This is a genomic window from Dysgonomonas termitidis (assembly GCF_042654545.1).
GTDB classification, from domain to species: domain Bacteria; phylum Bacteroidota; class Bacteroidia; order Bacteroidales; family Dysgonomonadaceae; genus Dysgonomonas; species Dysgonomonas termitidis.
Genome location: NZ_JBHSGN010000045.1, coordinates 22,527 through 45,943 on the forward strand (window position 1 = coordinate 22,527; position 23,417 = coordinate 45,943).

General features: G+C 40.9%; 14 protein-coding genes. 1 reads left to right on the forward strand and 13 read right to left on the reverse strand.

What is annotated here, in order from left to right:
- Window positions 1–7 precede the first annotated feature (7 nt).
- Window positions 8–2,050: an alpha-L-arabinofuranosidase C-terminal domain-containing protein gene (locus ACFO6W_RS05220; RefSeq protein ID WP_379994317.1), complete on the reverse strand. Its 2,043-nt coding sequence runs from the start codon at window positions 2,048–2,050 to the stop codon at window positions 8–10.
- A 207-nt stretch (window positions 2,051–2,257) separates the two neighbouring features.
- Between ACFO6W_RS05220 and ACFO6W_RS05225 the strand changes: the two genes are divergently transcribed.
- On the forward strand, window positions 2,258–6,286 hold the full coding sequence (locus tag ACFO6W_RS05225) for a hybrid sensor histidine kinase/response regulator transcription factor (RefSeq protein WP_379994318.1): 4,029 nt from the start codon (window positions 2,258–2,260) through the stop codon (window positions 6,284–6,286).
- Between the two features lie 91 nt (window positions 6,287–6,377).
- Here ACFO6W_RS05225 and ACFO6W_RS05230 read toward each other — a convergent pair whose 3' ends face one another.
- The 12 genes from ACFO6W_RS05230 to ACFO6W_RS05285 form a co-directional block, all read right to left on the reverse strand.
- Window positions 6,378–8,078, reverse strand: a complete 1,701-nt coding sequence (locus ACFO6W_RS05230; protein WP_379994319.1) for a RagB/SusD family nutrient uptake outer membrane protein — start codon at window positions 8,076–8,078, stop codon at window positions 6,378–6,380.
- 18 nt (window positions 8,079–8,096) lie between these two features.
- Window positions 8,097–11,261, reverse strand: a complete 3,165-nt coding sequence (locus tag ACFO6W_RS05235) for a SusC/RagA family TonB-linked outer membrane protein (RefSeq protein ID WP_379994320.1) — start codon at window positions 11,259–11,261, stop codon at window positions 8,097–8,099.
- Between the two features lie 27 nt (window positions 11,262–11,288).
- Complete coding sequence (locus ACFO6W_RS05240) at window positions 11,289–13,562, reverse strand: BACON domain-containing protein (protein WP_379994321.1); 2,274 nt, start codon at window positions 13,560–13,562, stop codon at window positions 11,289–11,291.
- A 29-nt stretch (window positions 13,563–13,591) separates the two neighbouring features.
- Window positions 13,592–15,232 (reverse strand): arylsulfatase, encoded by a 1,641-nt coding sequence (locus ACFO6W_RS05245; RefSeq protein ID WP_379994322.1) that lies wholly within the window; start codon window positions 15,230–15,232, stop codon window positions 13,592–13,594.
- Between the two features lie 18 nt (window positions 15,233–15,250).
- Entirely contained in the window at window positions 15,251–16,243 is a 993-nt protein-coding gene (locus tag ACFO6W_RS05250; protein ID WP_379994323.1) for a glycoside hydrolase family 43 protein, read from the reverse strand.
- A 165-nt stretch (window positions 16,244–16,408) separates the two neighbouring features.
- On the reverse strand, window positions 16,409–17,932 hold the full coding sequence (locus tag ACFO6W_RS05255; protein ID WP_379994324.1) for a sulfatase-like hydrolase/transferase: 1,524 nt from the start codon (window positions 17,930–17,932) through the stop codon (window positions 16,409–16,411).
- A gap of 427 nt (window positions 17,933–18,359) precedes the next feature.
- Window positions 18,360–18,524 (reverse strand): hypothetical protein, encoded by a 165-nt coding sequence (locus tag ACFO6W_RS05260; RefSeq protein WP_379994325.1) that lies wholly within the window; start codon window positions 18,522–18,524, stop codon window positions 18,360–18,362.
- 97 nt (window positions 18,525–18,621) lie between these two features.
- Complete coding sequence (locus ACFO6W_RS05265) at window positions 18,622–19,140, reverse strand: lipocalin family protein (RefSeq protein WP_379994326.1); 519 nt, start codon at window positions 19,138–19,140, stop codon at window positions 18,622–18,624.
- Between the two features lie 87 nt (window positions 19,141–19,227).
- Window positions 19,228–20,856 carry a hypothetical protein gene (locus ACFO6W_RS05270; RefSeq protein ID WP_379994327.1) on the reverse strand — a complete coding sequence of 543 codons (1,629 nt, stop codon included), beginning with the start codon at window positions 20,854–20,856 and terminating at the stop codon, window positions 19,228–19,230.
- Between the two features lie 79 nt (window positions 20,857–20,935).
- Window positions 20,936–22,273 (reverse strand): PKD domain-containing protein, encoded by a 1,338-nt coding sequence (locus tag ACFO6W_RS05275; protein WP_379994328.1) that lies wholly within the window; start codon window positions 22,271–22,273, stop codon window positions 20,936–20,938.
- A 229-nt stretch (window positions 22,274–22,502) separates the two neighbouring features.
- On the reverse strand, window positions 22,503–22,739 hold the full coding sequence (locus tag ACFO6W_RS05280; protein ID WP_379994329.1) for a bacteriocin immunity protein: 237 nt from the start codon (window positions 22,737–22,739) through the stop codon (window positions 22,503–22,505).
- Between the two features lie 28 nt (window positions 22,740–22,767).
- A complete protein-coding gene (locus ACFO6W_RS05285; RefSeq protein WP_379994330.1) occupies window positions 22,768–23,406 on the reverse strand; it encodes a hypothetical protein in 639 nt (212 codons plus the stop codon).
- Between the last annotated feature and the right edge of the window lie 11 nt (window positions 23,407–23,417).

The following is a 23,417-nucleotide window of genomic DNA, read 5'->3' on the forward strand; positions in this document are numbered from 1 at the left end:
TCATCATTTATTTAAAACGGTATACGACCATGGAAGTAGCTTCGATCTTCAAATCCCTGTCCAAGTTCAGTGTAGTAACCGACTGAACCGGCTTTACCACCTCCGGTGTCTGCGGAGTATTGCTTTTATCAGGTTCTAAACTCAATATGATCTTTTGTGCCTGTATATTTTTCCCGAAGCCATTCACTTCTGTTCGAAGCACAGCTTCCTTTTTTCTTAAGTTAATCAATTTCAGTATGTATTCTTTACTCTTACTATCGTAACCCATAGTAACAAACACATCCTGCAAACCTGTCATTCCCCTTATACCCGCATCCAGGCAAACATCGAATGTGTTATCTCTAAACATTTCCGATAAATAATAGAAAGGCGTTTTGATACTGCAATCTATACCATTTATTAGCATCGGTTGCATATTACGCTGTTCCATAAAATCCCAATGACGCATCACCGGACGCTCTGCCAATAACGGATTCATATCGCCGTTGCGTTCCAGTGACATTCTTACGGCACCGCTGGCCAGCAAATTGTAAGGATATCTTCCGTCGATACCCAACTCTCCGATAAATAAGTCAGCCACGCCCCGTTCATAATTATCAAAACGATAATGCTGTTCACAAGCCCATTCAACCGGCTGGTAATGGTGTTCGTCGAATACTTTTACATTTTTCGGGTTTACAAATCTGGCAATATCGCTGCGCTTATCATCATTTTCTTTACCAATGATACTATTTGCTATATAAATCAAATCAGGATATACTTTGTGGAGTGCTTGATAAATCTTTTCATAACGCTCCCAATAGACAGGGCCGAAATCCTCGTTCCCTATTTCGATATATTTTAAAGGAAAAGGCTCAGGATGTCCGTTCCGGGCACGTAGCGCACCCCATTTGGTTGTAGTGGTGCCAATCGCATATTCTATTGCATCCAGTGCATCCTGAATGTAAGCATCCAGATCGACTTCGGGCTGTATAAAGTTCCACGGAGACTTTTGTCTTACCCAGCCCGTGCACACCATTCCTGTAGGAACCACATACATGGCATCGGCTCCTACATACTCGCATAGTTCGTAAAACTCATGATAACCGATTCCATCGGTACGGTAATAAGGCGCCCATTTGCTCCATTGGCCCGGACGGTTCTCTATCGGCCCTATCGTTTTTTTCCAGTGATACATCGTAGCCTCATTCACTCCATGGACAATACATCCACCGGGAAAGCGGATAAAATCGGGAGCATACTCTTTCAGGTTCTGCACAATATCGGCACGGAAAACAGACTTTCCATTATTCCATGTATAGGAAGGAAACATAGAGACGACATCCAACTGAAATCTTCCAACAGACAGCGGCCTGATTGCCAGCATGCCTCGTTTTACACTCCGGTTCGGCTTCAATGCTCCGCTCACCTTCGTCCATTCTTTATTCTTCACATCCAGAACAATGGGTGCACTGGCCGGTTTTCCCAGTTCATCTACCAGCGTTATTTGCAGGGAAGCTTTATAATCCAGGCTTTTTACATACAGGGAAATGTTATAGACCGAATCCTTTCGCAGATTCATTCCATAATATCCCCTGTTCAAGATCATCGCTTCGGGGTCATTCGCAATATCGGCGGTCACATTGACAAGCATCGAATATTTGTTCTCTTCATTTAACGGATTCTCTGATGTGCGTTCGATAAATATAGGAGCATAGGAAAACGGATAGGTAATCCACCCGATTAGAGGATCTGCATGAAACACATCTTTATTTTTCCCCAAAGGATTGGGTACATCCTGATATAGTCCGTTTTTAACCGCTAAATCTGCAGGGGGAGTCGCCTCCTCGAACGAACGGTTCCGGATCATTTCGGCGTGCAGGGCACCTTCTCCCATCATCCCTATTTCTTCATAATGGAATCCGTATTTTACAGGACTTACTTTGGTCGTCTTTTTTTTGTTAATATGCAAAACACCCTCATTGATGTTATTTGTTTGGCCTGCTATTGGCTGTGCAAATATAAAACAGCACAGGCAACTCAATGTTATTCCGCAAAAAACTGTTTTCATGGTTTTGTCATTTGATTTATGACACAAATTTAAAGATTTCAAGCAGTCAGTATCCGTAAATTTTTCTTCAATGTTAGCAATCATGTATTTAACAGGTTCGAAAAATCGTTATTGTACACATAATTACTAGTAGAATATATATTTGTGCTATAAAACACTGGTAAAAATCCTTATCTTAGATAGTCTAATCAAGGAGTATAATTATAGATGGAAAAGATTGTTTACAAGAATCACATTTTAACTGCAGTTTGTATCTTCTTCCTGCTCTTTCCTGCCTCTACAGAAGGGAAAATACAATACAACAATATACGGTTCAAACAGTTAAGTATTACCGAGGGACTGGCACACAGTACAGTCAACGCCATATCGCAGGACAGTAAAGGGTTTATGTGGTTCGGAACCAGGAACGGCCTATGCAGATACGATGGGTATAATATAACCAAGTTTGTTCATGAAGAGGGTGATTCTTCCTCTATAAGCCATGATTTTATCACCAGATTATACAATGATCGTTATCGGAATACCCTCTGGATTTCCACAGAGCAGGGAATATGTAAATACAATCCGCAAAATGAAAAATTTACATGCTACCATATTGAAGGAAACAGCAGGAATAACGTTTTATTCCTAAATACTTCCACTAATAAATTTCTGGCCGGATGCAGCAATGGTATCTTTCAATATGATGAAAAAAACAACCTGTTCATCCCGTTTATATTATGTGATAATAGAGGCGAGAATATCCGCGGACTGGTAGAAGACTCAAATGGTATTTTATGGATAAATACCAATAAAGAATTAAAACGTTATAATCTTAAAAAAGAACAATTCGAACCCTTATCATCAATTATCAGGCCATTTCTCAAAAAATGCATCAATCTGGTTATGTTACCGAATAACCAGTTGTTATTCGCAACAACCCAAGAGGTTTTCATTTACAATATCAATAATAACTCCTTATATACCCTTACTTCAACTGAGGAAATCAGGCAGTTCAGATGTGCAACTACCGATTGTTTAAATAATATCTGGGTAGGCTCCGAAAACGGTATTTTTGTTTATGACCAGACTTTCCGGCTAATCGCTAATTACAAGCAGTCTGAGAGCGATCTAAGCAATCTGAACGACTCTCCTATTTATAGCCTTTTCGAAGATTCGAACAATAATATGTGGGTCGGGACCTATTTCGGGGGAGTAAATTATTTTGTATATAACTCAGACCAATTCCGGATTTACCCTTACGGCAACTCTTCCAATCATCTTAGCGGAAAAGCGGTGCGTCAGATTATCAATGCTCCTGACAACGGCCTTTATATAGCTACCGAAGATGGCGGACTAAACTATTTGAACGGCAACCGGGAGATTACACGATCGGAGCAAATTCAAAAACAAATGGATATAAAAAACCGGAATATCCATTCTTTATTGATAGACAGCCACCAGAACCTATGGATTGGCCTGTTTCTCAGGGGAATGAAATACCATATACCTAAAGAACATAAAACTCTTTCATTCAATCGTGGCATCGGAGAAAATTCATCCGGATTCTGTATTGTTGAAGATCAAACCGGTAAAATATGGTATGGAGGCCCTTCCGGGTTGTTTACACTGACAAAGCAGCACGGCGAATTCCGGCTAAAAAAAATATCCTCCCTCCCTGTCTTCTGCATGCTCAATCTGAATGATAGCATTTTATGGACCGGAAGCCGGATAAACGGAGTCCATCAAATAAATAAATATACTGAGAAAGAAACACCGATTCCGCAATTTTCGTATGATAAGCTATACGTGACTTTCCTTTATATGGATTCGAAAGAAAGCATTTGGATGGGCACTAATAATGACGGGCTGTTTGTTCTGAATAAGAAAGGTGAAAAATTAAGGAGCTATTCCAAAAAAGAATTAGGTTCGAATGCCATAAAAGGTATCATAGAAGACGACCAGAACAGTATATGGCTAGGAACGGATAACGGCTTATGTAACATTCAACCTAAAAGCGGACAGATCAACATATATACTATAGCCGATGGATTACCGACCAATCAGTTCAATTACTCTTCCGTCTGCAAAACGCCTGACGGCGAATTATTTTTCGGGACAATAAACGGGATGATCTCATTCTATCCCGATCAGGTACACCCCGTAGAACCGCACTTCAATATTGCCCTGACCGAAATATGGAGTAACAACAATTTCCTGTCTCCAAGCAATCCTGATGCACTATTACCAGCTTCTATCTCCGAAAGTGACGCGATAATACTTACGCATAAACAGGCGCAATCTATACGCATCGAATATTCCGGGCTTAATTATCAATATAAAGATAAAACACAATATGCCATGATACTGGAAGGCATTGATAAAGAATGGCAACTAGTCGGGAACCAGCATCAGGTGAGGTTTTCGAATCTCCCTTCCGGCAATTATACATTAAGGATCAAAGCCAGCAGCGATGGCATCAATTGGGATGAAAAGGGGCAGAAAACATTGGCGATAGAAGTACTTCCTCCATGGTGGCTTTCTCCGTGGGCATATCTGATATATGCGGCATTGGTCCTGTGTATTATTTATTTGGGTTATAAATATACCAAAGCCCGCTTGATCCTTCTTATGAGATTGAAAACAGAACACGAACAAAGGGTGAATATGGAGGAAATGAACCGATCGAAGATTAATTTCTTTACTTATGTCTCACATGATCTGAAAACTCCGTTGACACTGATCTTATCGCCTCTCCAGCGACTTATTGAACAAGGACAAATCAGTAACAATCACCGTGAAAAACTGGAAGTGATCTATCATAATGCCAACAGGATGCACTACCTCATCGACGAACTACTCACTTTCAGCAAGATAGAAATGAACCAAATGGAGATAAATGTCAGAAAAGGGAATATCATGCGTTTTCTGGACGAATTATCCCATATCTTCGATATAATCTCCAAAGACAAGGAAATTGATTTCATCGTTAGCCTCGAGGAAACAGATGAAGAGGTTTGGTTCTCTCCCTCCAAACTGGAACGCATTATATACAATCTGTTATCCAATGCCTTTAAATACACTCAGCCGGGCGATTACGTAAAGCTTAGCGCCAAATTAATAAAAAAAGAATCGGAAACCTTTGTCGAAATTTTAGTGAAAGATAGCGGAAGAGGAATTCCAAAGGAGGCACAGGACAAAATCTTCGATAGCTATTATCAGGTAGAGAAAAAAGATCACAGAAAGGGTTTCGGGGTGGGATTGTCTCTTACAAAATCGCTTATCCAGATGCATAAAGGAAATATCAGGGTAGAGAGTGAACTCGGTAAGGGTTCGGAATTCGTTGTCAACCTGAATGTTTCAGAATCGGCATATAGCCTTTCGGAAAGATCGATGGAGAATATCACGTCTGAAGAAATCCGTAAATATAATTTGCACATGAAAGAAACCATCGAGCTGATTCCGGATCAACTGATATCCGTGAAACAAGATGGCGCAACTGTCAGAGAAAGCATCCTTATTGTAGAAGACAATAAAGAAATAAATGATTATCTGACCGAAATATTCAGCAAAGATTATGAGGTACTCAGGGCTTACGATGGCGCCGAAGCGATGAAGCTGTTAAAAAAGCAATTGCCTGACCTGATCATCACCGATGTTATGATGCCGACAGTGGATGGTCTGGAACTGACTGAACATATCAAGCAGGATCTAAATACCAGCCATATTCCGGTAATTCTGCTGACGGCAAAGACAGATGAGGCAGACCATACTCAGGGATATATGAAAGGGGCCGATGCGTATATTACAAAACCTTTCAATGCGCATAATCTGGAATTGTTGGTTCAGAATATACGAACTAACAGGAAACGCAATATTGAATATTTCAAGCGGATTGAAAAACTGAACATCACGCAAATTACGAATAGTCCGCGTGATGGCGTTTTTATGAAAGAACTGGTAGACCTGATAATGGCTAATATCCAAGATGAAGACTTTGGAGTTACAGAAATTATCAATCATATGAAAATAAGCCGGAGTTTATTGCATACAAAACTTAAATCGTTGACCGGATGCTCCATAACTCAATTTATGAGGACTATCAGGATGAAAGAAGCCCGGATTCATTTGCAGAATGGCATGAATGTTTCGGAAGCGTCCTATGCTGTGGGAATGACCGACCCCAATTATTTTACCAAATGCTTTAAAAAAGAGTTTAATGTGACGCCGACAGAATTTATCAAACATTTAAAATAAAAAGCAAAAGGACATCGCGTATAGATGTCCTTTTACTTTACTATTAAGCAATTTATTAAAGTTGTATTCTTATTATTTCACAACAGTAAAATCAATATCCGGGATTCTGCTGTACTCCATCGTTACGGGTAATTTCCGCAAAAGGAACCGGAAAATACTTTTTCCTTTCGGCCATAACGCCTTGCTTTTGCACATCGGCTGCGGGTAGAGACGGGATGAAAGTATCTTTCATATAATCATACATCGATGTATTTTCATCATACTTCATACGGATGAGGTCGAACCAGCGTTTCTGTTCCCCTGCAAATTCCAGACCTCGTTCCATAAATACCAGCCAGCGGAATTCCTGTTTAGTCAACGTACGCCCGATGTTATCTGCTTTATCCAACCCTATATATTTAGGATAATTACGTTGAGTTCCATTTGCTTTACGTGCGCGTTCACGCACCATATCTATAGCTTTGCACGCATCGGTATATTCTCCCAGCTCGTTCAATGCTTCTGCCTTTATCAGGTACATATCAGACAAACGCAAGCGCGGCATATCGTTTTCATTTGTACGGTTGTTTATACCTTGCGGGTCGATGAATTTACGGATATATCCCCAGTTTTCCTGTGTATTTCCTCCGGCAGCAGGATATGATGTCACAATATTACCCAATACCCCTGTATTATTATTCTTTTGCTGAAAACGACGCCAGAATGAAGTTTCAATCCGGTAGTCTTTAGATACTAATTTACCTTCGTCAACCGATGCATCAACAAGCGGATCGCTATACCCCAGATTACCCTGATCATCCTGGAAATATCTGATGAACCATTTTTGTACCCTGTGTACTCCCGCACCTTTCCCATAAGGGTTTCCTGAAAGAAGTTTCCCTCCGACCTCGACTCCATTAGGATTAAATAAGTGTGCTATATTAGATCCTAATGATACGTCAGCAGCAGCTTCTTTATCACGGAAGAAAGGAACAAAAAAGACATGCTCTTTTTGTGCCAGGGACTCTTGTTCAACATCCCACAGGCTCCGGTAATCGCTTACAAGTTCATACTGATCGGATTCAATAACTATTTGTGCTTCATTGGCTGCATCTCTCCATTTTCCCAAAGTCAGGTATATTTCTGCCAGAAATGCATGGGCTGCTCCATTGGTTACACGTCCGACTGTATAGCCGGAATCTAAACGTTTAGGAAGGCGCGGCGTGTCATCGTCGTTCATTCCCGCTGCGTATTTGAAATCATTTATAATCGATTCGTAAACCTTATCGGCAGGAGACTGCGGGATATAGGCATTATCGATCCCGGTCACCGGTTGGGTAACAACAGGAATCCCGTTGACTCCACCAAACATGCGCATCAAATCGTAATGATAGAGTGCTCTCAGAAAATGTGCTTCTGCTATAATGCGGTTCTTATCATTTTGATTCTTAAACTCTATAGAAGGAACTTTTGCTATCACTTCATTCGCATTTTTAATGCCATCGTAAAGTGTTCCCCAAAAATTTACGACCGGGGCAGAACCGGAACTATGCGTATTGTTGGAAGCAGTAGCCGGCACTGCGGTTCCTGTGGAAAACATCGCATCTTCGAAAGTAGGGAGGATGAGAGGCCAGTTCGTTTTGTGATAAGCGAACTGATATAATGTGGAATATACTCCATTTATAGCCATCAAAGCGTGATCTTCAGTTTTGAAGAAACCGTCTTCTTTATCTATACGGTCTACCATATCTACGTCCAGACAGCTCGGAAAAGCAAGTATCGCTATCAGTAAGGATAATATATATTTCTTCATATTTTCAATATTTCATTGTTAAAAGGCAAAATTTACACCAAAAGAATAAGTCCGACTGGAAGGATAAGCAGCATAATCGACATTTGGCGACATTGCCCCTGAGGTTATACTCACTTCCGGATCATAACCGCTATAATTGGTGATTGTAAATACATTGGTAGCGGTTCCGAATACACGTATATTGCGTAGCCATTGCAGTTTTTTCACATTAAACTGATAGGCAAGAGTCAGATTTTTTAAGCGGAAATATGAACCGTCTTCCAGCAGGAAAGTAGAAAAACGCTTGTTGAAATAAGAACTGCCCTGCGAACCGTTTACCGCCGGATAGAAATTGCTTGTACCTTCGCCTTGCCATCTGCCATTCCATGCCTCGGCACGGATATTGTCGCTACTGTCTGTGTAGGAATCAAGAAAATAACGGTTCAGATTGGCAATATCACCCCCTGCGCGGCCAGTGAAGATCATGGATAAAGACAGTCCCTTCCATGCTAATTCGGAAGTAATGCCGTAGTTGAACTTTGGTTCCGCATTTCCAATAATCGTCATATCATCGGAAGTTATTTTTCCGTCAGGCAGACCATCAGGACCGCTAATATCTTTGAATCGTAAAGATCCGGGAGTAGCCTGAGGAGTATCGAACGGGGCTAATTCTGCCTCCGCTTCATTCTGATAAACACCGTCTACTACATAGCCATAGAAACTACCTACCGGATAACCCGCCTTGGTAATATGTATACTTTGACTGAATACTCCGCCTCCTGCCAAATAAGAAGTTCCTAACAATTCATTCCCACCTACTTCATCCACTTTATTGCGGTTCAGATATATGTTTCCTCCGAGTGTCCATTTTACGGGGCCGGTCAGGATATCGGCGCTTACCTCCAATTCAAAACCTTTGTTTGTCATTTGTCCCATATTATATGGTATAGAACCATATCCGGAAGACAAAGGCAGGCCGAAGTTCATCAACATATCTTTAGTAACGCGTTTATAGGCATCCACGGTGATCCTGAACCTGTTGTCTACAAAACCAAAGTCTATTCCACCATTATAAGTGGTCGTATTTTCCCAACCTAAATCGGGGTTTTCAAGTTTCCCGTTTACCATTCCATGATTTACCGCACCTCCCGAATATGAGCGGACATGGTCCATGATCGCCAGAGGAGCTGCATATGCAATACTTTGATTACCTGTAACACCATAACTCAGGCGGAATTTAATATTAGAAATTGGCTCTATATCTTTCAGGAAACTTTCCTGATTGACGCGCCAGGCAGCCGCAAAGGAGGGGAAAAAGCTCCACTGATTTCCGCTTGCCAACAGGGAAGAACCGTCGTAGCGCCCAGTGGCAGTAAATATATAGCGGTCATACAATGTATAATTCACACGTCCCAAGAAAGAAGAAAGTTTGCTCTGGATCACAGAACTGGATTTGTCCATAGTATTGGTTCCTTCCCCTATAGCATGGTATAGCAAGTCATTGCTGGCAAAATCGCCTACCTGAATTCCCAAAGTATTTCTTTTGCGGTTCTCATGGGTATATCCCGCAACAGCATTTATATGGTGTTTTTGTTGGAACTTGCGATCATAATTAACAGTAGTTTCCATTACAATATTCTGTCGATCGTCCTGCCCCCTGAAAGCCAGGCCGTGGGCACTGTTTCCGGCATTGGTACCTATCGGATAATAGGTTGAGCGCGCGCCGTCTGTACGGTTAAAACTCCCTGCAGCCTTAGCGGAAAGCCCATTGCCTAGATTATAGTTTAAAGATGCGTTCAAAATGAAGAAGTTTTGTTTCAGGATGTCCTTTAGTTCAGTAGCCATTATATAAGGGTTGTCGACAGCAACATATTCTACATTCTCATCTTCATAAACAACATCACCGGGCATTAATGTCGGTTTTGTAGTAAGAATACGCCGTACCATCTGGTTCATACTGGCTGACTGAGAATGCGACGTTTGTTTCTGATCTGTTTGAGAGTAGCTTGTATTCACCTGCAACACCAAACGTTTGGCAAGTTCAGATTTCAGATTGAGACGGAAAGAATAACGTTCCAGTCCGGTATTCATTATAATCCCCTCCTGATTGGTATAGCCGGCCGTAATATTATACTGGGTTGTATTACTGCCTCCATTGACCACCAACTGATGATCGTGAGTTAATGCAGTTTCGTACATTAAATCCTGCCAATCGGTTGAATATGTCCTGTATCTTTCCAGCATATCATCAGTATGTCTGGGAACTTTTGTGCCCGGAATAACATTTCCCTGCATATCATATCCTTCAAAAGTCCTATCCAGTTCATTTTCATAAAGGCCATATTCATATGCGTTCAACAGGTTGTAGCGCTTGGCAACAGAGGAAATATCGAGACGTACATTATAGCTTATATTAATTTTCCCTGTTTTCCCCTGTTTAGTGGTAATAAGAATGACTCCATTTGTAGCACGTGAACCATAAATGGCTGTTGCTGAAGCGTCTTTCAAAATCTGGATTGATTCAATATCATTTGGGTTGATAGCAGCCAACGGGTTCATCGCCGGTTGCTGGCTCAATTCGGAGGTACTGCCGTTCACACTTGCTGTAGCAGCTTCGATAGGGAAACCGTCAACTACATATAGCGGAGCCGTGTTACCCGATAATGTCGAAGTTCCGCGGATCTGAATGTTCATACCTGCACCGGGAGCGCCGCTATTGGACGAAATATTGACCCCGGACACGCGCCCCTGTAAAAACTGGTCGACGCTTGTTATAGGTAGAATTTCCGCCTCATCTTTCATACTGATCGCACTTACCGACCCGGAGAGATCCGATTTACGAACAGTACCATAACCAATAACGACAACTTCGTTCAGGTCGCGGGCACTTTCTACCATTGTGATTACCATCTTTTCATTCAACAGTACCGGGACAGCTACATTAGTAAATCCGATATATGATACTTGCAGAACAGCTTTTGAATTTTTTACTTCCAACGTGAAATTCCCATCCAGGTCTGTAATGGTCCCGTTAGTTGTTCCTCTAACTTGAACCGTAGCTCCGATAATAGGTATGTTCCCTTCATCAACGACCACACCTGTTATTTTATGAGATTGTGCTGATGCGGCCGATACATACCCTATTAAACAGATCAACAAGGCCAAATACCTACCTATCAATCTAAATCGATTCTTTTGTTTCATAATATTATATTCATTGATTATTAATCTCTATTTTGATAACGCCTGTAATATCGGATAATCATTTCCCATTTTCCAAACCGCAGTGAAATTCCAACCTGTGAACAAAGAAGTGTTTTTCATCTCGTTTGCCGACAGGTTCTTATAGCCGGAAGCGCCTCCTGAGAGGAATGAATCACTACTGTTGCTCTGAAGTTTGGATTCCTCATTCAATGCATAGCAGCTCGTCATCGTTATCTGAGAAAGCTTGCCATCAGTGCGATGGAACAATCCGTTATATTGGGAAATACCGCTCGCGGTCTGCATAGTTCCTGTATTATGGCAATTTTCGATAGTCATATTTCCTCCTGCAGCCAGGGTGCATGTGGCAAGAATACCTGCTGCATTACTATTACCATTCGTAACCGTGCCCGTACTCTTAATCGTGCCTGTGTTATAGCAATCCCTGATCGTTCCCCCATTAGTTCCGCCCATACGGCCGATAATACCTCCAGCCGAACCTGCTGCGGTAATAGACCCGGTATTGTAAGATAGCGATATTTCAGTATCGGTAGTTGAACGGCCGACAATGCCGCCGACCTGGTTATTAGCCTGGCTTCCGGAAACATTTCCATTATTTATACAACCGGTTACTTTGACCAACTCTGCACCTACTGTCCCGGCCATGGAGCCGACAACACCTCCTAATGGCGATTTACTGTTGCAAATGACATTGCCATTGTTAATACAATATGAGATGAAGGGGGCATTATTCGAATCACGCATCACCATTCCCACAACTCCCGCAACACAACCGGCTGAACCTTCGATCGTCGCTGTATTGGAACAAAAAGAAACTTCTCCTTTCTCGGAAAGATATCCGACTACTCCTCCAAGGTGAACTTCGGCTTCGGCAGTTGCTGCTGTATTAAGACGCCCGGTACTGCCTGTAGTATGGCAGGATATAACTTTACCTAAACAGTTCCCTGCTACAGCGCCGACTTTTGCTTTTCCCGTGATAACCGGATTCTCAATACTTACATTACGTACAATACCTTCTGCCCCGATAGAAGCGAATAAACCGCAATTAGTATTAGCACCCTTGTTGAATGTCCAGTTCTTAATCTTATATTGTCCGGAAGAACGTTTTGTGTCAGTGTCTACTATATTACCTTTACCCGCATCATATACTCCGGTAAAATTGCCTGCATAGACATTTGCTGCCAAGTCGGCACTAATAGGGGAAAAATCCACGCCTGCCAAGTCGATATCCGCCGTCTGTTTGTAATGTTTATCAAGATACTTACTAACATTCTTCAAGTGCCGGGGTTTTGTAATAATATATTCAGAACCCTTTTCTCCATTTCCGCTGGTCTCGTCGAATAAGTTGTGTACTTCCATTATTTCGCTTCCCATCTGGGATATTGATCCTCCCCCTACATCTGCATAAGAGAATAATTGCACGGAAACCATTCCTACATATCCGTTCCAGTCGATGAGGCTGAGATCATAAGATGTAGTTCCTGAAGGGATGCCTATTGTATTTTCACCCAGGCTTGTTGTATATTTCAATTTATAGCCGTCCACGCCGGTTATTTCACCCCATGAAAGCAGGAATGCATCATTATCTTCGAGAGCAATGGCAGGTGCTTCTAACTTTTCAACCTGTACAATTGGAATACTTAAAGTTTTATCGGCAGCTGTAAAAACAAGTTTAGCCTTGCGTAATGTATTTGTCCCATTACTTTCGGTAGTAACTTTTAGGGTTGTTTTGCCTTTTCCCGTTGCAGGAGTTACAGAACCCCATGTAGCCGGAGCATTAGTGGCTTCATCTATTATTTCCGCCGTCCACTCTACGGCATTAGTTTGCAATTCAATATTTTTCTCACTTCCTCCTATGTTATATTGCAGGTCCGGAACATCCGTAGCAAGGGTGATTTCACTGGCTTTTTGCTCTATCGTTACTTTCTTTTGAACCTGAGTCTCATTGATGATGAAAGTTAATGTAGTCGTACGGGCTTCGTTCCACGGATTTTCGGAAAATGACAGGGATATCTGAGAATACATGAAGCCCTCTGTATCTGAAAGGCTACACCATGCCTGAGAACTGGATAGCGCCCATTTCTCATCGGATTTCACTTTCAATATATGGCCGCCTTCTGTTCCTTGCACAACGATTGCCGATTGGCTCAGTTCATCAAGATTCAGATAAGTCGCAGCCATTTCCGCGTTCGGCTCGGGATATACTATATCTTCTTGCTGACATCCCATAAAACATGCAGCAGCGAGTATTGTAATAACTAGTTTGTGATACTTATTTTTCATATATTATAAATTAAAGATTGTGATAGTTTTTATTTTAGATATTCTTCTACAGGAGTATACCATTTGCCGATTTTGAATTCAATTTCACTTTCGACTCCGATATGTTTTGCCATTTTAGTGTAATTACCGACCATTTGTCTCAGAATGTCCGGTTCTTTTTCTGCAAGGTCCTTCATTTCAGTAGGATCGTTTTTCAGATTGTATAATCTCCAATCAGGCTCTTTGTATTCCTGTACGATCTTCCAGTCACCTTCACGGAGCATTTTGTTGCCTTCATGCTCGACGATAACCGGTTTGAGTTGATTTACTTGCTGCCCTTTTAATAGAGGCAATAATGATTCACCTTCCATCGGTGGGACTTTATGTCCGTCTCGTGAAGCAGGGTAAACAGCACGGGTTAGTTCGACCAGCGTAGGCATTATATCGATAACATGACCGTAACTATCTTTCCGGATGGTATTGTTCAAACTTTTATCGATTCCCTTCGGATAGGAAATAATATACGGAGTATTACAACCACCCTCATGTCCGTGATGTTTATAGAGGAAAAAAGGTGTATTGGCGACATCCGCCCAGGCAGCGCCAAGAAAAACGGTACTATTCACTGCACCTGGCTTTTTGCCTGCAAAACGACCTTCTATACCCGGTTCTCCATTCCCTCCATTATCGGAGAGCAGAATGATCAATGTATTTTCTAATACGCCTTTCTTCTTCAGGTGGTTAACCACATCCCCGATACTTCGGTCTACTTCTTCTATTACAGCTGCATAAATGGCCATCTGTAAATCATAGCGTTCTTTTTCTTCCAGTGTCAAAGATTCCCAGTCAGGGACTTTTGGGTTACGTGGTGTTAGTTGGTCAGGTCGCTCAAACAATCCCATTTCCAATTGTTTTCTGAAGCGTACATTGCGTATTTCTTCCCAACCTTTCATATATTTCCCTTTATATTTATCAATAGTTTTTTGTGGAGCTTGTAATGGGAAGTGCGCGCCATTGTGCGCCATATACCAAAAGAAAGGTTGTTTCTTATCGATCGCTTCATCTATGAACTCCAGTCCGAATTTAGTCCATAAATGCGTAGAATACCACTTTGGGGGAAGGCGTGGATCATCGAAAGCCACCCTTTCATCATTCAGGAATAAAGTATTTCCGTTAGCCTTTTTGGGGTTCTTAACGTCCGTAGAGAAGTAAAAACCGCCGAAAGGTGCATTTAATGAACGGTCGAAACCACGTTTTATCGGCGTTACTCCCTGATAATGCCCCAGATGCCATTTACCTGTCATTACATTAAAATATCCGGCAGATTTCAGTACTTCGGGTATAAACACATTTTCTTCGTTAGGATGCCCCTGATATGCACTATAGCCCGGAATCTTGCCCAGGGCACCATTCCCGACCTGATGTGGATATAATCCTGTCATCAATGAAGCCCGGGTAGGTGCGCTGCGAGCCTGATTATAGAAATGACGTAACCGAATTCCATTTTCAGCCAGCCTATCGATATTAGGAGTTTCAATTTCGGAACCATAGCATCCAAAATCCGAGTAACCGACATCATCCAATAGAATCAGTACGATATTTGGCTTATCTGTTGTTTGCTGCGCGTATGTAGTGGCCAGCGGAGAGACCGCTCCCCCCAATGCTAAAGGTAGAATTATGTTTTTCCTCATAATAATCTGATAAAATAATTAATTGGTTCTAGGAGTAATAATATTTAATTGGTCAACAGATATATCATATATCCCTCTCTCGGGGTTCTTTTTCATAATAAGAGGGACAATGCGTGTTTTACGGGGTTGAACTACACTGTCGGAATTATGTACATGGTACACATAATAATAGCGGTCATTCAGGCCCTTGAACAGATCACCATGTCCTGAGCCGTTTTCGTTGACAATGCTTCGATGAATAATAGGATTGCCTGCATATTTCTCCCATGGCCCGTAAGGAGATCTGGATGTTGCATAGCCAACTGCATAGTCTATATTTTTGAAATGATTCGCAGAATAAAACAGATAATAGACTCCATCCATTTTAACAACAGTAGGTCCCTCCATCACAGGGGCCGATTTATAATTAGGAGTCGCTTCCCAAGGCTCGGTATTGTCAAAGCATTTTTTTAGCGTTTCGGCTTTGATACGTCCATTTGGCAAATCGAATTCAGCTACCCACAGATAATTACCTTTATTGAAGCGCACGTGGTAGAGATAATATTTTCCATCAGAATCTTTAAACAGAAACGAATCTATATTTTTTGCACTCTCATCGATCGGACGAACTTCTTCCTGTTGGAAAGGGCCGTATATCGAATTCGAAGATGCCAATGCCGTGTGTTCACTTGCGGTATATGTCATATAATATTTACTGCCCTCCTTAAATACCTGAGGTGCCCAAAAACCTCTCTCTCCAAACGCAGAGGCGCCTTCGCGTAAAACCAACTGAAGTGTATCTCCGTTAGCGGTTTTCCACTCCTTCAGATCGGTTGATTCCAACATCGAAAAACCCTGAGGAATCCCATTTCGTGTACCTGTAAGGTAATATCTGTTATTTTCGACAAATATAGTCGGGTCGGCAAACGCTATTTCATTCTGTTGTATAGATATTTTGTTTTCTTTTGTTGTATTGCAACTCACACACACCAGAATGATAAATACAAGTAATAGTTCTATAGATGCTTTCATGTTTTTATTGTTTAATTATATATTTCCATAAGTGTTTTTTATATTCAATATCTTAGTGGGGAAATCGGTCATGATATCCGGATATGTTGTAAACACAGAGTTGAACTTTCTCTGATCTACGGTTTAAAACAAAATTTTATTTATCGCGACTAAAGATAACTCACTTTATTTTAGGGGTTCTTCTTCTACCTCGCTTGTGTAAAAGCCATCAACTTGTGTAAAAAATTCCCGCTTCAATCTTTCAAGAATATCCGGATGCTGTGCGGCTACATTCGTCTGTTGCCCCTTGTCCGATCTTACATTGAACAAACCAAATTCGTCTATGTTTCCCAGTTCGTTCCCTGTCAGGTTTCTTTGAGAACCTTTATACGGAGGGATCATAATCCAGTCTGCAGAACGATATGCCAGCCGTCCCTGAGCTTCGACAACAAGGTTTTCGCGAGCCTGGATTTCTTTTCCAAGGAAAGCACTTAAATAGTTACGGCTATCCAGACCTTCGGGAAGTGATGCACCCAACAGATTCCCAAAGGATGCCAGAATGTCCATTTGACAAATTAATGCGTCAGACTTTACCGGTTGGATTTTGCCCTTCCAGTATACAAACAGAGGTACATGGGTTCCTCCATCAAATAAGCTATATTTGCCCCCGCGAAGTCCTCCGCTTGGAGAATGTGTCCCTACCAGTTCGGCTGCTCCGTCATTATATCCATCATTCAGAACCGGACCGTTGTCGCTTGAAAAGATGACGATGGTATTTTCCAAAAGTCCTTCTTTTTCCAAATGAGACAATAATTCCCCTACACACCAGTCCGCTTCCATAATTGCATCACCCCGGGGACCCATCGTTGTTTTCCCGGCAAAACGCTTATGAGGTACGCGAGGAACATGAGGTTCGTGCAGGCCGTAATATAAGAAGAAAGGTTTATCTTTGTGTCCGGTTATATAACCTTTAACTTTGTCAATAAAATAATCGGCCATATCTTCATCTTTCCAACGGGCTTTTTCTCCTCCTTTCATATAGCCAATTCGCGGTATACCGTTAACGATGGAATTGTTGTGCCCGTGTGCCCATCCCATTTTCAGCATTTCCGGATCGGATATAGCCGTAGGTTCGCCTTCAAAGTTTTTTTCATAACTAACTTCTATTGGATCAGCAGGATCTAAGCTTACGACATCCCCGTTTTCAACATATACTGTGGGTACTCTGTCATTTGTTGCTGCAATCAGACATGAATAATCGAAGCCGGTCTCTTTTGCTCCCGGTTTTACTGTTTTATTCCAATCTACATTGCCATTACCCATTCCTAAATGCCATTTACCGATAGCTCCTGTCGCATAACCACAGTTTTGCATCATTTTAGGAAGTGTATACTGGTTTTCATCTATAATAAGAGGCGCATCACCCGGAAGGATTTTAGCTTCTTTATTCTTCCATGGATACATTCCCGTCATTAATGCATAGCGGCTTGGTGTCGAAGTTGCCGAAGTAGCATATCCGTTGGTAAAGCAAACGCCTCCATGAGCAAGCCTGTCAATATTGGGAGTGTGAATCGTTGCAGACCCATAAGCGCTGACATCTCCAAAGCCCAGATCGTCTGCCAAAATAACAATGATATTAGGTTTTTTTTCAGGCCGACCGGTACACCCGACTAAAGATAGTACAGATAAGAATAAGATTGAATTTTTCATTGGTATTATGTATATACTTTATCGAATTTATATCTGCAAATATAATTTGTTTGGAACCGATAAAATAGAAAATATGTGTAACTTACCGTACTAATGTTTTTATGAGCATATATTTATTGATACAATATGGTTAAAGGGCAATTTTTACTCCTGGCTATATCCATTTGTGCCTCGTACTAATTCTTCCACGCACTCAAACTAATCCCTCCGCTAATTCCAAATCCTGACCAATCGACCTTATTGTTATTAAGCTCTTTCACTTCAGAACTTAGATCAATATCATAACCTCCGGAACAGAATATCCCGGTATATGAAATGATATCGTACTGAATCCCAATCTGAGGTAATATAGAAAAGCTCGTATCATTAAAGTTTTGATTTTTTCCTTTTAGCAAATCATTTTCAGGATTGATTTCCTCTCCGAGTTTTATTCCTGCAAAAAGTACACTTGGAAATAATTCTCCATAATAAGGGCAAATTTAGCGTCTTCCATATATTTTTCCATATCAGACATATTATATGACCCATATCCGATGGAATATTTTGCCGTTATCTGAGATTGAATATGTAATACAAAAATTACGTATTCCATAACAAGCAGTTATCGGAATACTCATAAAAAATCCCTCCAAATATCCCATTTTAAGAGAAGTATTTGGAGGGACTTATATCTAAAAAGATTTCTTTCTTTACTGTCTGTTGAAACTGATTTTTGCAATGGCTTTTGTCGCCTGAAAATTCACAGGATCACTAATACCCAGTTCAATCAATTTATCCAGTTGCAATCCATTGCAATAGAATGTATAGTCTTGTTCAATGGTCAATATCCCATTTTCAACCGATGCCTTCATCGAATAGGATTCACTACTCTTATTTATTAAAGTTAATACTCCATCAGAAAAAGTATAGGTACCGGTACTTGGTTCAGGTTCATCCTTATCTTCTTCTATAAAGGTTCCATCACTTTTAAGGGTAATCGTGGTTTCTTTGAAATCATCTGTCGCTGCTGCAATGATTTCCGGTTTTATTTTTTCATCATTAACTGTACTATTGGTTTTGATTTCTCCGGCTGCCACGGATTTGAATTTCCATGTCCCGACAATGGAATTATTCTCTTTTTCCTCGTCATCATTAGAACAAGAAACTACAGTTAATGACAGGAATAATACCATCGACATAATTGATAAAACTTTTAATCTTTCTTTCATTTTCTTTTGTTTTAAATTAATAATTAAGTGAGCGAATTTATATTTTATATAAGTTTATATTTTGTCTGTTCCCTTATTTGCTGCGAGTCAAAAACTACAGGAATATCCTATGGTCGCCAAAGAATTATTCGTTGCCGGCCGGTTCACGGCTGACCGCCATTGGAAGTTATAGGCTAAGGTGATTGAATGCCGCTGTATAGGTGAATAGGAACTGTTGATACGGCACATAAAAACTTCATTTTGTTTTGTCCCTTCCAGACTACCTGTATTATAGGATAATGATCCGGCCAGATTGACTTTCTTTTTAAACAAACGGCTCGAAATTCCCAATGTCGGCCCCCAAGTCAGGGTACTGCCATTCAGTATTCTACTATTGTTAAAATTAAGGGCGCCATTCAGGGATAAACCTGATTTCAGAAAAGTCCAGGAGTAAGAAGTACCGGCATTTATCATCTCTGTTACACTTCCCGGATGATAAACCCCTCCCTGTTTATTGGCGGCATCCTGATAGGACAGGTTGATATTCAGGTTATGCAACTGAACTTCATTCTTTTTGGTAATAACATTCATATTCAAATTCGCCGACTGGCTGAGCTGTACAAAATTCAACGTATCCAGCCTGTCCAGGTTATTCTCCTGATTGATCAGCTCGAAGTTGGAACGAACATTGGTATAAGTTTGGAAGTTGGTATAGGAAAGGTTTGCATTCACTCTTTCACTGAAAGAGGCTGTTATATTTCCGGAAGCCACAACCCTCGAAGATGCGCTGGCCTTGCTTTTTTTCAGGTCGTCATGCTCATAACCCACACTCAGGCTGACGCTCATCTTATTTTCCCAGAAAGACTGCCAGGCATTGACTGTTATATTCTCTATATCATTCGTAAAGTAATAAGCTCCCAATGTGCGGTAATTCGGATCGATACGCTCATAAGCTACACCGAAACGGTTTGTCTCTCCTATATAACTTAACTGCGCCTTGAACGCATGGTAAACTGCTGAAGACATATTGCTACCCGCCCATAGACCTAACATACCGTCCATATCATCATCTGCTGAGCGCATATCTGTAGTTAGCATGCTTAATCCGTATTCTCCACTGACTTCGATAAAATTGACTGGTTTGTACAGGAATGATATGCTTCCGGCCAGATTTTCCATTGGCGTTATACCGAGGCTGTCAGGGGGAATAGCCAATGAAGATATTTTATCCTTTGCACTGAATACATTGATCGATACTTGATATTTTTCCCTTACCCTGCCTGCTTTGAATCCGTAACCCATGCGCTTATAGGTTGGAAGGAAAGCCGGATTGGAGTCATCAAATTCTACTGCTTTCTGAAAACGTCCGTACATAGCCGAAAATTCCCAGCCGTCGGGTGTAAGTTCCACTCCGGCCCCGGTAAAGATATGCCCGTTTAGGGTATAAGGCGAAAAGGACATGGATACATCCCCGATATGCCCTGTAATCCATTTATACGAAGGATGGATACTTAAACGGTTGGGGCTTGACGGCAGTTTGTAACTGCTGCCGGAATTGGTCAGGCTGAATGAAAACGGAAGATTGACCTGCCCGTATATATTCAGATTGACATTACCATTCAGGTAATAGGCCCAAGGGTCACGCCCTGATGCTCCATTCCCTGCATTGACAACGGAATTTGCAGAGAAACCGCCTGTCAGTTTCAACGGATTGCCTTTTCCGAACAGGTTTTTCATATCCTCAATACGAAAGCTCTGTGCTTGTAAGTTTGTTGTAGTTATTATAAATAAAGCCGTTAAGGGTATAAAGAGGCGTCTAATCATTTTTCTGGATTTTGATATCTGTTAGTATATATGAGCTTTCTTTACCTGAGTTTATCAATGCCTTTATTAAAATCGCACCTTTACGGCCATCCGAAGTTTCAAACAACACGACGCGCGGCAACGGGGTAGCGGCGAAGAATTCGTCCCCATAGCTTGCTGTTGAGATCTGTAGGTTTTTAAGTAAAGCATCTGTTGTCATTATATTAAACTGGTTGGGAGTAAGGGATACGGAGCCTAATTCTGTTTTATTGATGAATTTAGTGGGTTTTGCACCCGGGACTCCGGGTAATGGCGTTTCATCCAGCTTATCCGGTGAAACAAACCGGTTATAGGTAAAATCAGCGTTCAGCCCGAAAAAGGCAATATCGATCAATGTCCCGTTGCTGTTGTTGACTTCGGAAGTCTTGATGATGCGCCTTAGTCTGGTTGAGTAAAGGAAGCCTATGGTTTCCAGGGCCGTGTTAATACCCAACTTTATATCCTTATGGGTTCTCAGGTTTGTATTTGCTTTTACTGTGATATCCTGTGACACCCGCTTGGTATATTTTCCATTAGACATATTCAGGTAAACAGTATATTGACCTGCCATAGGGAAATGGATACCGGCTTCGGCTGAAGTATTATTTGTAATGGTAGCATCGGCGCATTCCCACCAAAGGGTTTCAACGCCTTGTAACTGTGACTCAAAAGTTGCACGTAAAGGGGCTTCCATATCGTCTATATCCTCAAAGGAAGGGATGATGCTGAAAGAGGCATCCAACGGTTCGCGGACAGAGATCTCCTGTTCCGATGTAAAAGTGGCGCTGCCGTTACCGACGGTCAGGCGGATAGTGTATGTTCCCTGGTTGGCGTAAGTAATGTCCGGTGGATTTTGCCCGTCATAGGAGGATGGTTCGCCTCCCTCAAATGTCCAGTGATATGTACTTCCACCTGCTGAAAGGTTAGTTATTTTGTATATCGCAGGAGCGTAATTGTTTATATCTGCCTCAGTCTTAAATCCCGCCGTTACAGTACTGTCGACTCTTACAGTATATCCTTTCGATGTACGATTACCATCATTCCAGGCTTCTAATGTAATGGAGTGTTCTCCGGGTTCCGTAAATACAACTGTTCCCGGATTTTCCTTTGTAGAAGTAGCAGGTTCGCCGCCTTCAAAAGTCCACTGAAAACTACTCGCGCTTTTTGTTCTGTTCTCTATAGTTACGGACAGGGGCGAAGTGTGATTGCCATCCTTGATATGTAAAGCAACGTCTATCTCAACAGGGATAGTCTGCTCGGTGTGGCAGGAGTAGAATTGTATCAGTGTTAGCAGGTATATTAGTTTTTTCATTTATTGTTATTCTTTTATTTTCAGGATTTATAATCCGCTATGTATTTGAATGGACGAGGGTAGAATCCCCCCGTTCGGTAGCGGAGAAAAAACATCAACCCAATCTTTAACAGCAAAGCTGATAAAGTAAAGCCCATCCGGATTATGAAATTTATATCTTCTACTCATAATAGTTATAATCTATTTTTGCTGCGCAACACACGGACTAGAAGTCCGCGCGAGCAGGTCATCATAACTGAATCGGCTTGTATGATAATGCTTTATCTACTATTTCTTCTGCTGTCAAATTGTTCCAATAAATTAAATCTGTCACAGCAGGATGTGGTACATTTTTTATCAAAATATCAATTAATTCATCAATTTGTTCTTCTGATTTTCCTTGTACATTTATAATTTCATTTACAAGCTTTATTAATTCATCACGTGTCATAATTTTATACTTTTTATAGTTAATAACCGTAACCATAGTGGTAAGCGGGATGCAGACATTTCTACTATAAAACTCCCGGATAATTTTCTTTCAAATAACTAACTAATTTTTCATATTGATCTTTTGTGTATTGATTCATCTTTTGTATGCTTTCACGGTAATAGTTTTCCCAATATTTTGCTTGTGGATTTTTATTTAAAACAGCAGAAATTAGTCCTATAAGTTCTCTGTTATCATTATAAAAGGCATCTTTAGGACGATTAAATCTATTCATATCCTTATCTATATCGGCAGTTGTTTTGTATTTTTCAAAAAAATCCAAAGCTTCATTTTCTAGAATATGACTCAACATTTTGAGTGCCTCATTAAACTCTTCCTCATTCTCCACTCTAATACGATTATCGTCATATGTTATTAAATGAGAAAATCCACAATTTATAGTTGGAAATTCCTCAAATTCATCGTGAATATTATTAATAAAAGAAAGAATTACTGAAACTTCATCTATTCTTATTGCAAATGCCATTGAGATATAAAATACACTACCATACTGATTTATTATGGGTGTTACACAATTAAATCCCGATTTTGTTTTTAATAAGTATTCAGAACCTTCATTTGTTTTCTTCTTTTCAAAACCTACTGGTAGGAGATGATATTCAATCATCTTTAAAAATGGATTTCTAATCTCAGCTTTTTTCATATCAATCTTAA

What these genes read in the sequence shown, in the direction of transcription:
- ACFO6W_RS05280 (WP_379994329.1), bottom strand. Translation starts at nt 22,739, where the DNA reads ATGGTTACGGTTATTAACTATAAAAAGTATAAAATTATGACACGTGAT.
- ACFO6W_RS05230 (WP_379994319.1), bottom strand. Translation starts at nt 8,078, where the DNA reads ATGAAGAAATATATATTATCCTTACTGATAGCGATACTTGCTTTTCCG.
- ACFO6W_RS05260 (WP_379994325.1), bottom strand. Translation starts at nt 18,524, where the DNA reads ATGGAATACGTAATTTTTGTATTACATATTCAATCTCAGATAACGGCA.
- ACFO6W_RS05240 (WP_379994321.1), bottom strand. Translation starts at nt 13,562, where the DNA reads ATGAAAAATAAGTATCACAAACTAGTTATTACAATACTCGCTGCTGCA.
- ACFO6W_RS05225 (WP_379994318.1), top strand. Translation starts at nt 2,258, where the DNA reads ATGGAAAAGATTGTTTACAAGAATCACATTTTAACTGCAGTTTGTATC.
- ACFO6W_RS05285 (WP_379994330.1), bottom strand. Translation starts at nt 23,406, where the DNA reads ATGAAAAAAGCTGAGATTAGAAATCCATTTTTAAAGATGATTGAATAT.
- ACFO6W_RS05270 (WP_379994327.1), bottom strand. Translation starts at nt 20,856, where the DNA reads ATGAAAAACCTGTTCGGAAAAGGCAATCCGTTGAAACTGACAGGCGGT.
- ACFO6W_RS05255 (WP_379994324.1), bottom strand. Translation starts at nt 17,932, where the DNA reads ATGAAAAATTCAATCTTATTCTTATCTGTACTATCTTTAGTCGGGTGT.
- ACFO6W_RS05275 (WP_379994328.1), bottom strand. Translation starts at nt 22,273, where the DNA reads ATGAAAAAACTAATATACCTGCTAACACTGATACAATTCTACTCCTGC.
- ACFO6W_RS05265 (WP_379994326.1), bottom strand. Translation starts at nt 19,140, where the DNA reads ATGAAAGAAAGATTAAAAGTTTTATCAATTATGTCGATGGTATTATTC.
- ACFO6W_RS05250 (WP_379994323.1), bottom strand. Translation starts at nt 16,243, where the DNA reads ATGAAAGCATCTATAGAACTATTACTTGTATTTATCATTCTGGTGTGT.
- ACFO6W_RS05235 (WP_379994320.1), bottom strand. Translation starts at nt 11,261, where the DNA reads ATGAAACAAAAGAATCGATTTAGATTGATAGGTAGGTATTTGGCCTTG.
- ACFO6W_RS05220 (WP_379994317.1), bottom strand. Translation starts at nt 2,050, where the DNA reads ATGAAAACAGTTTTTTGCGGAATAACATTGAGTTGCCTGTGCTGTTTT.
- ACFO6W_RS05245 (WP_379994322.1), bottom strand. Translation starts at nt 15,232, where the DNA reads ATGAGGAAAAACATAATTCTACCTTTAGCATTGGGGGGAGCGGTCTCT.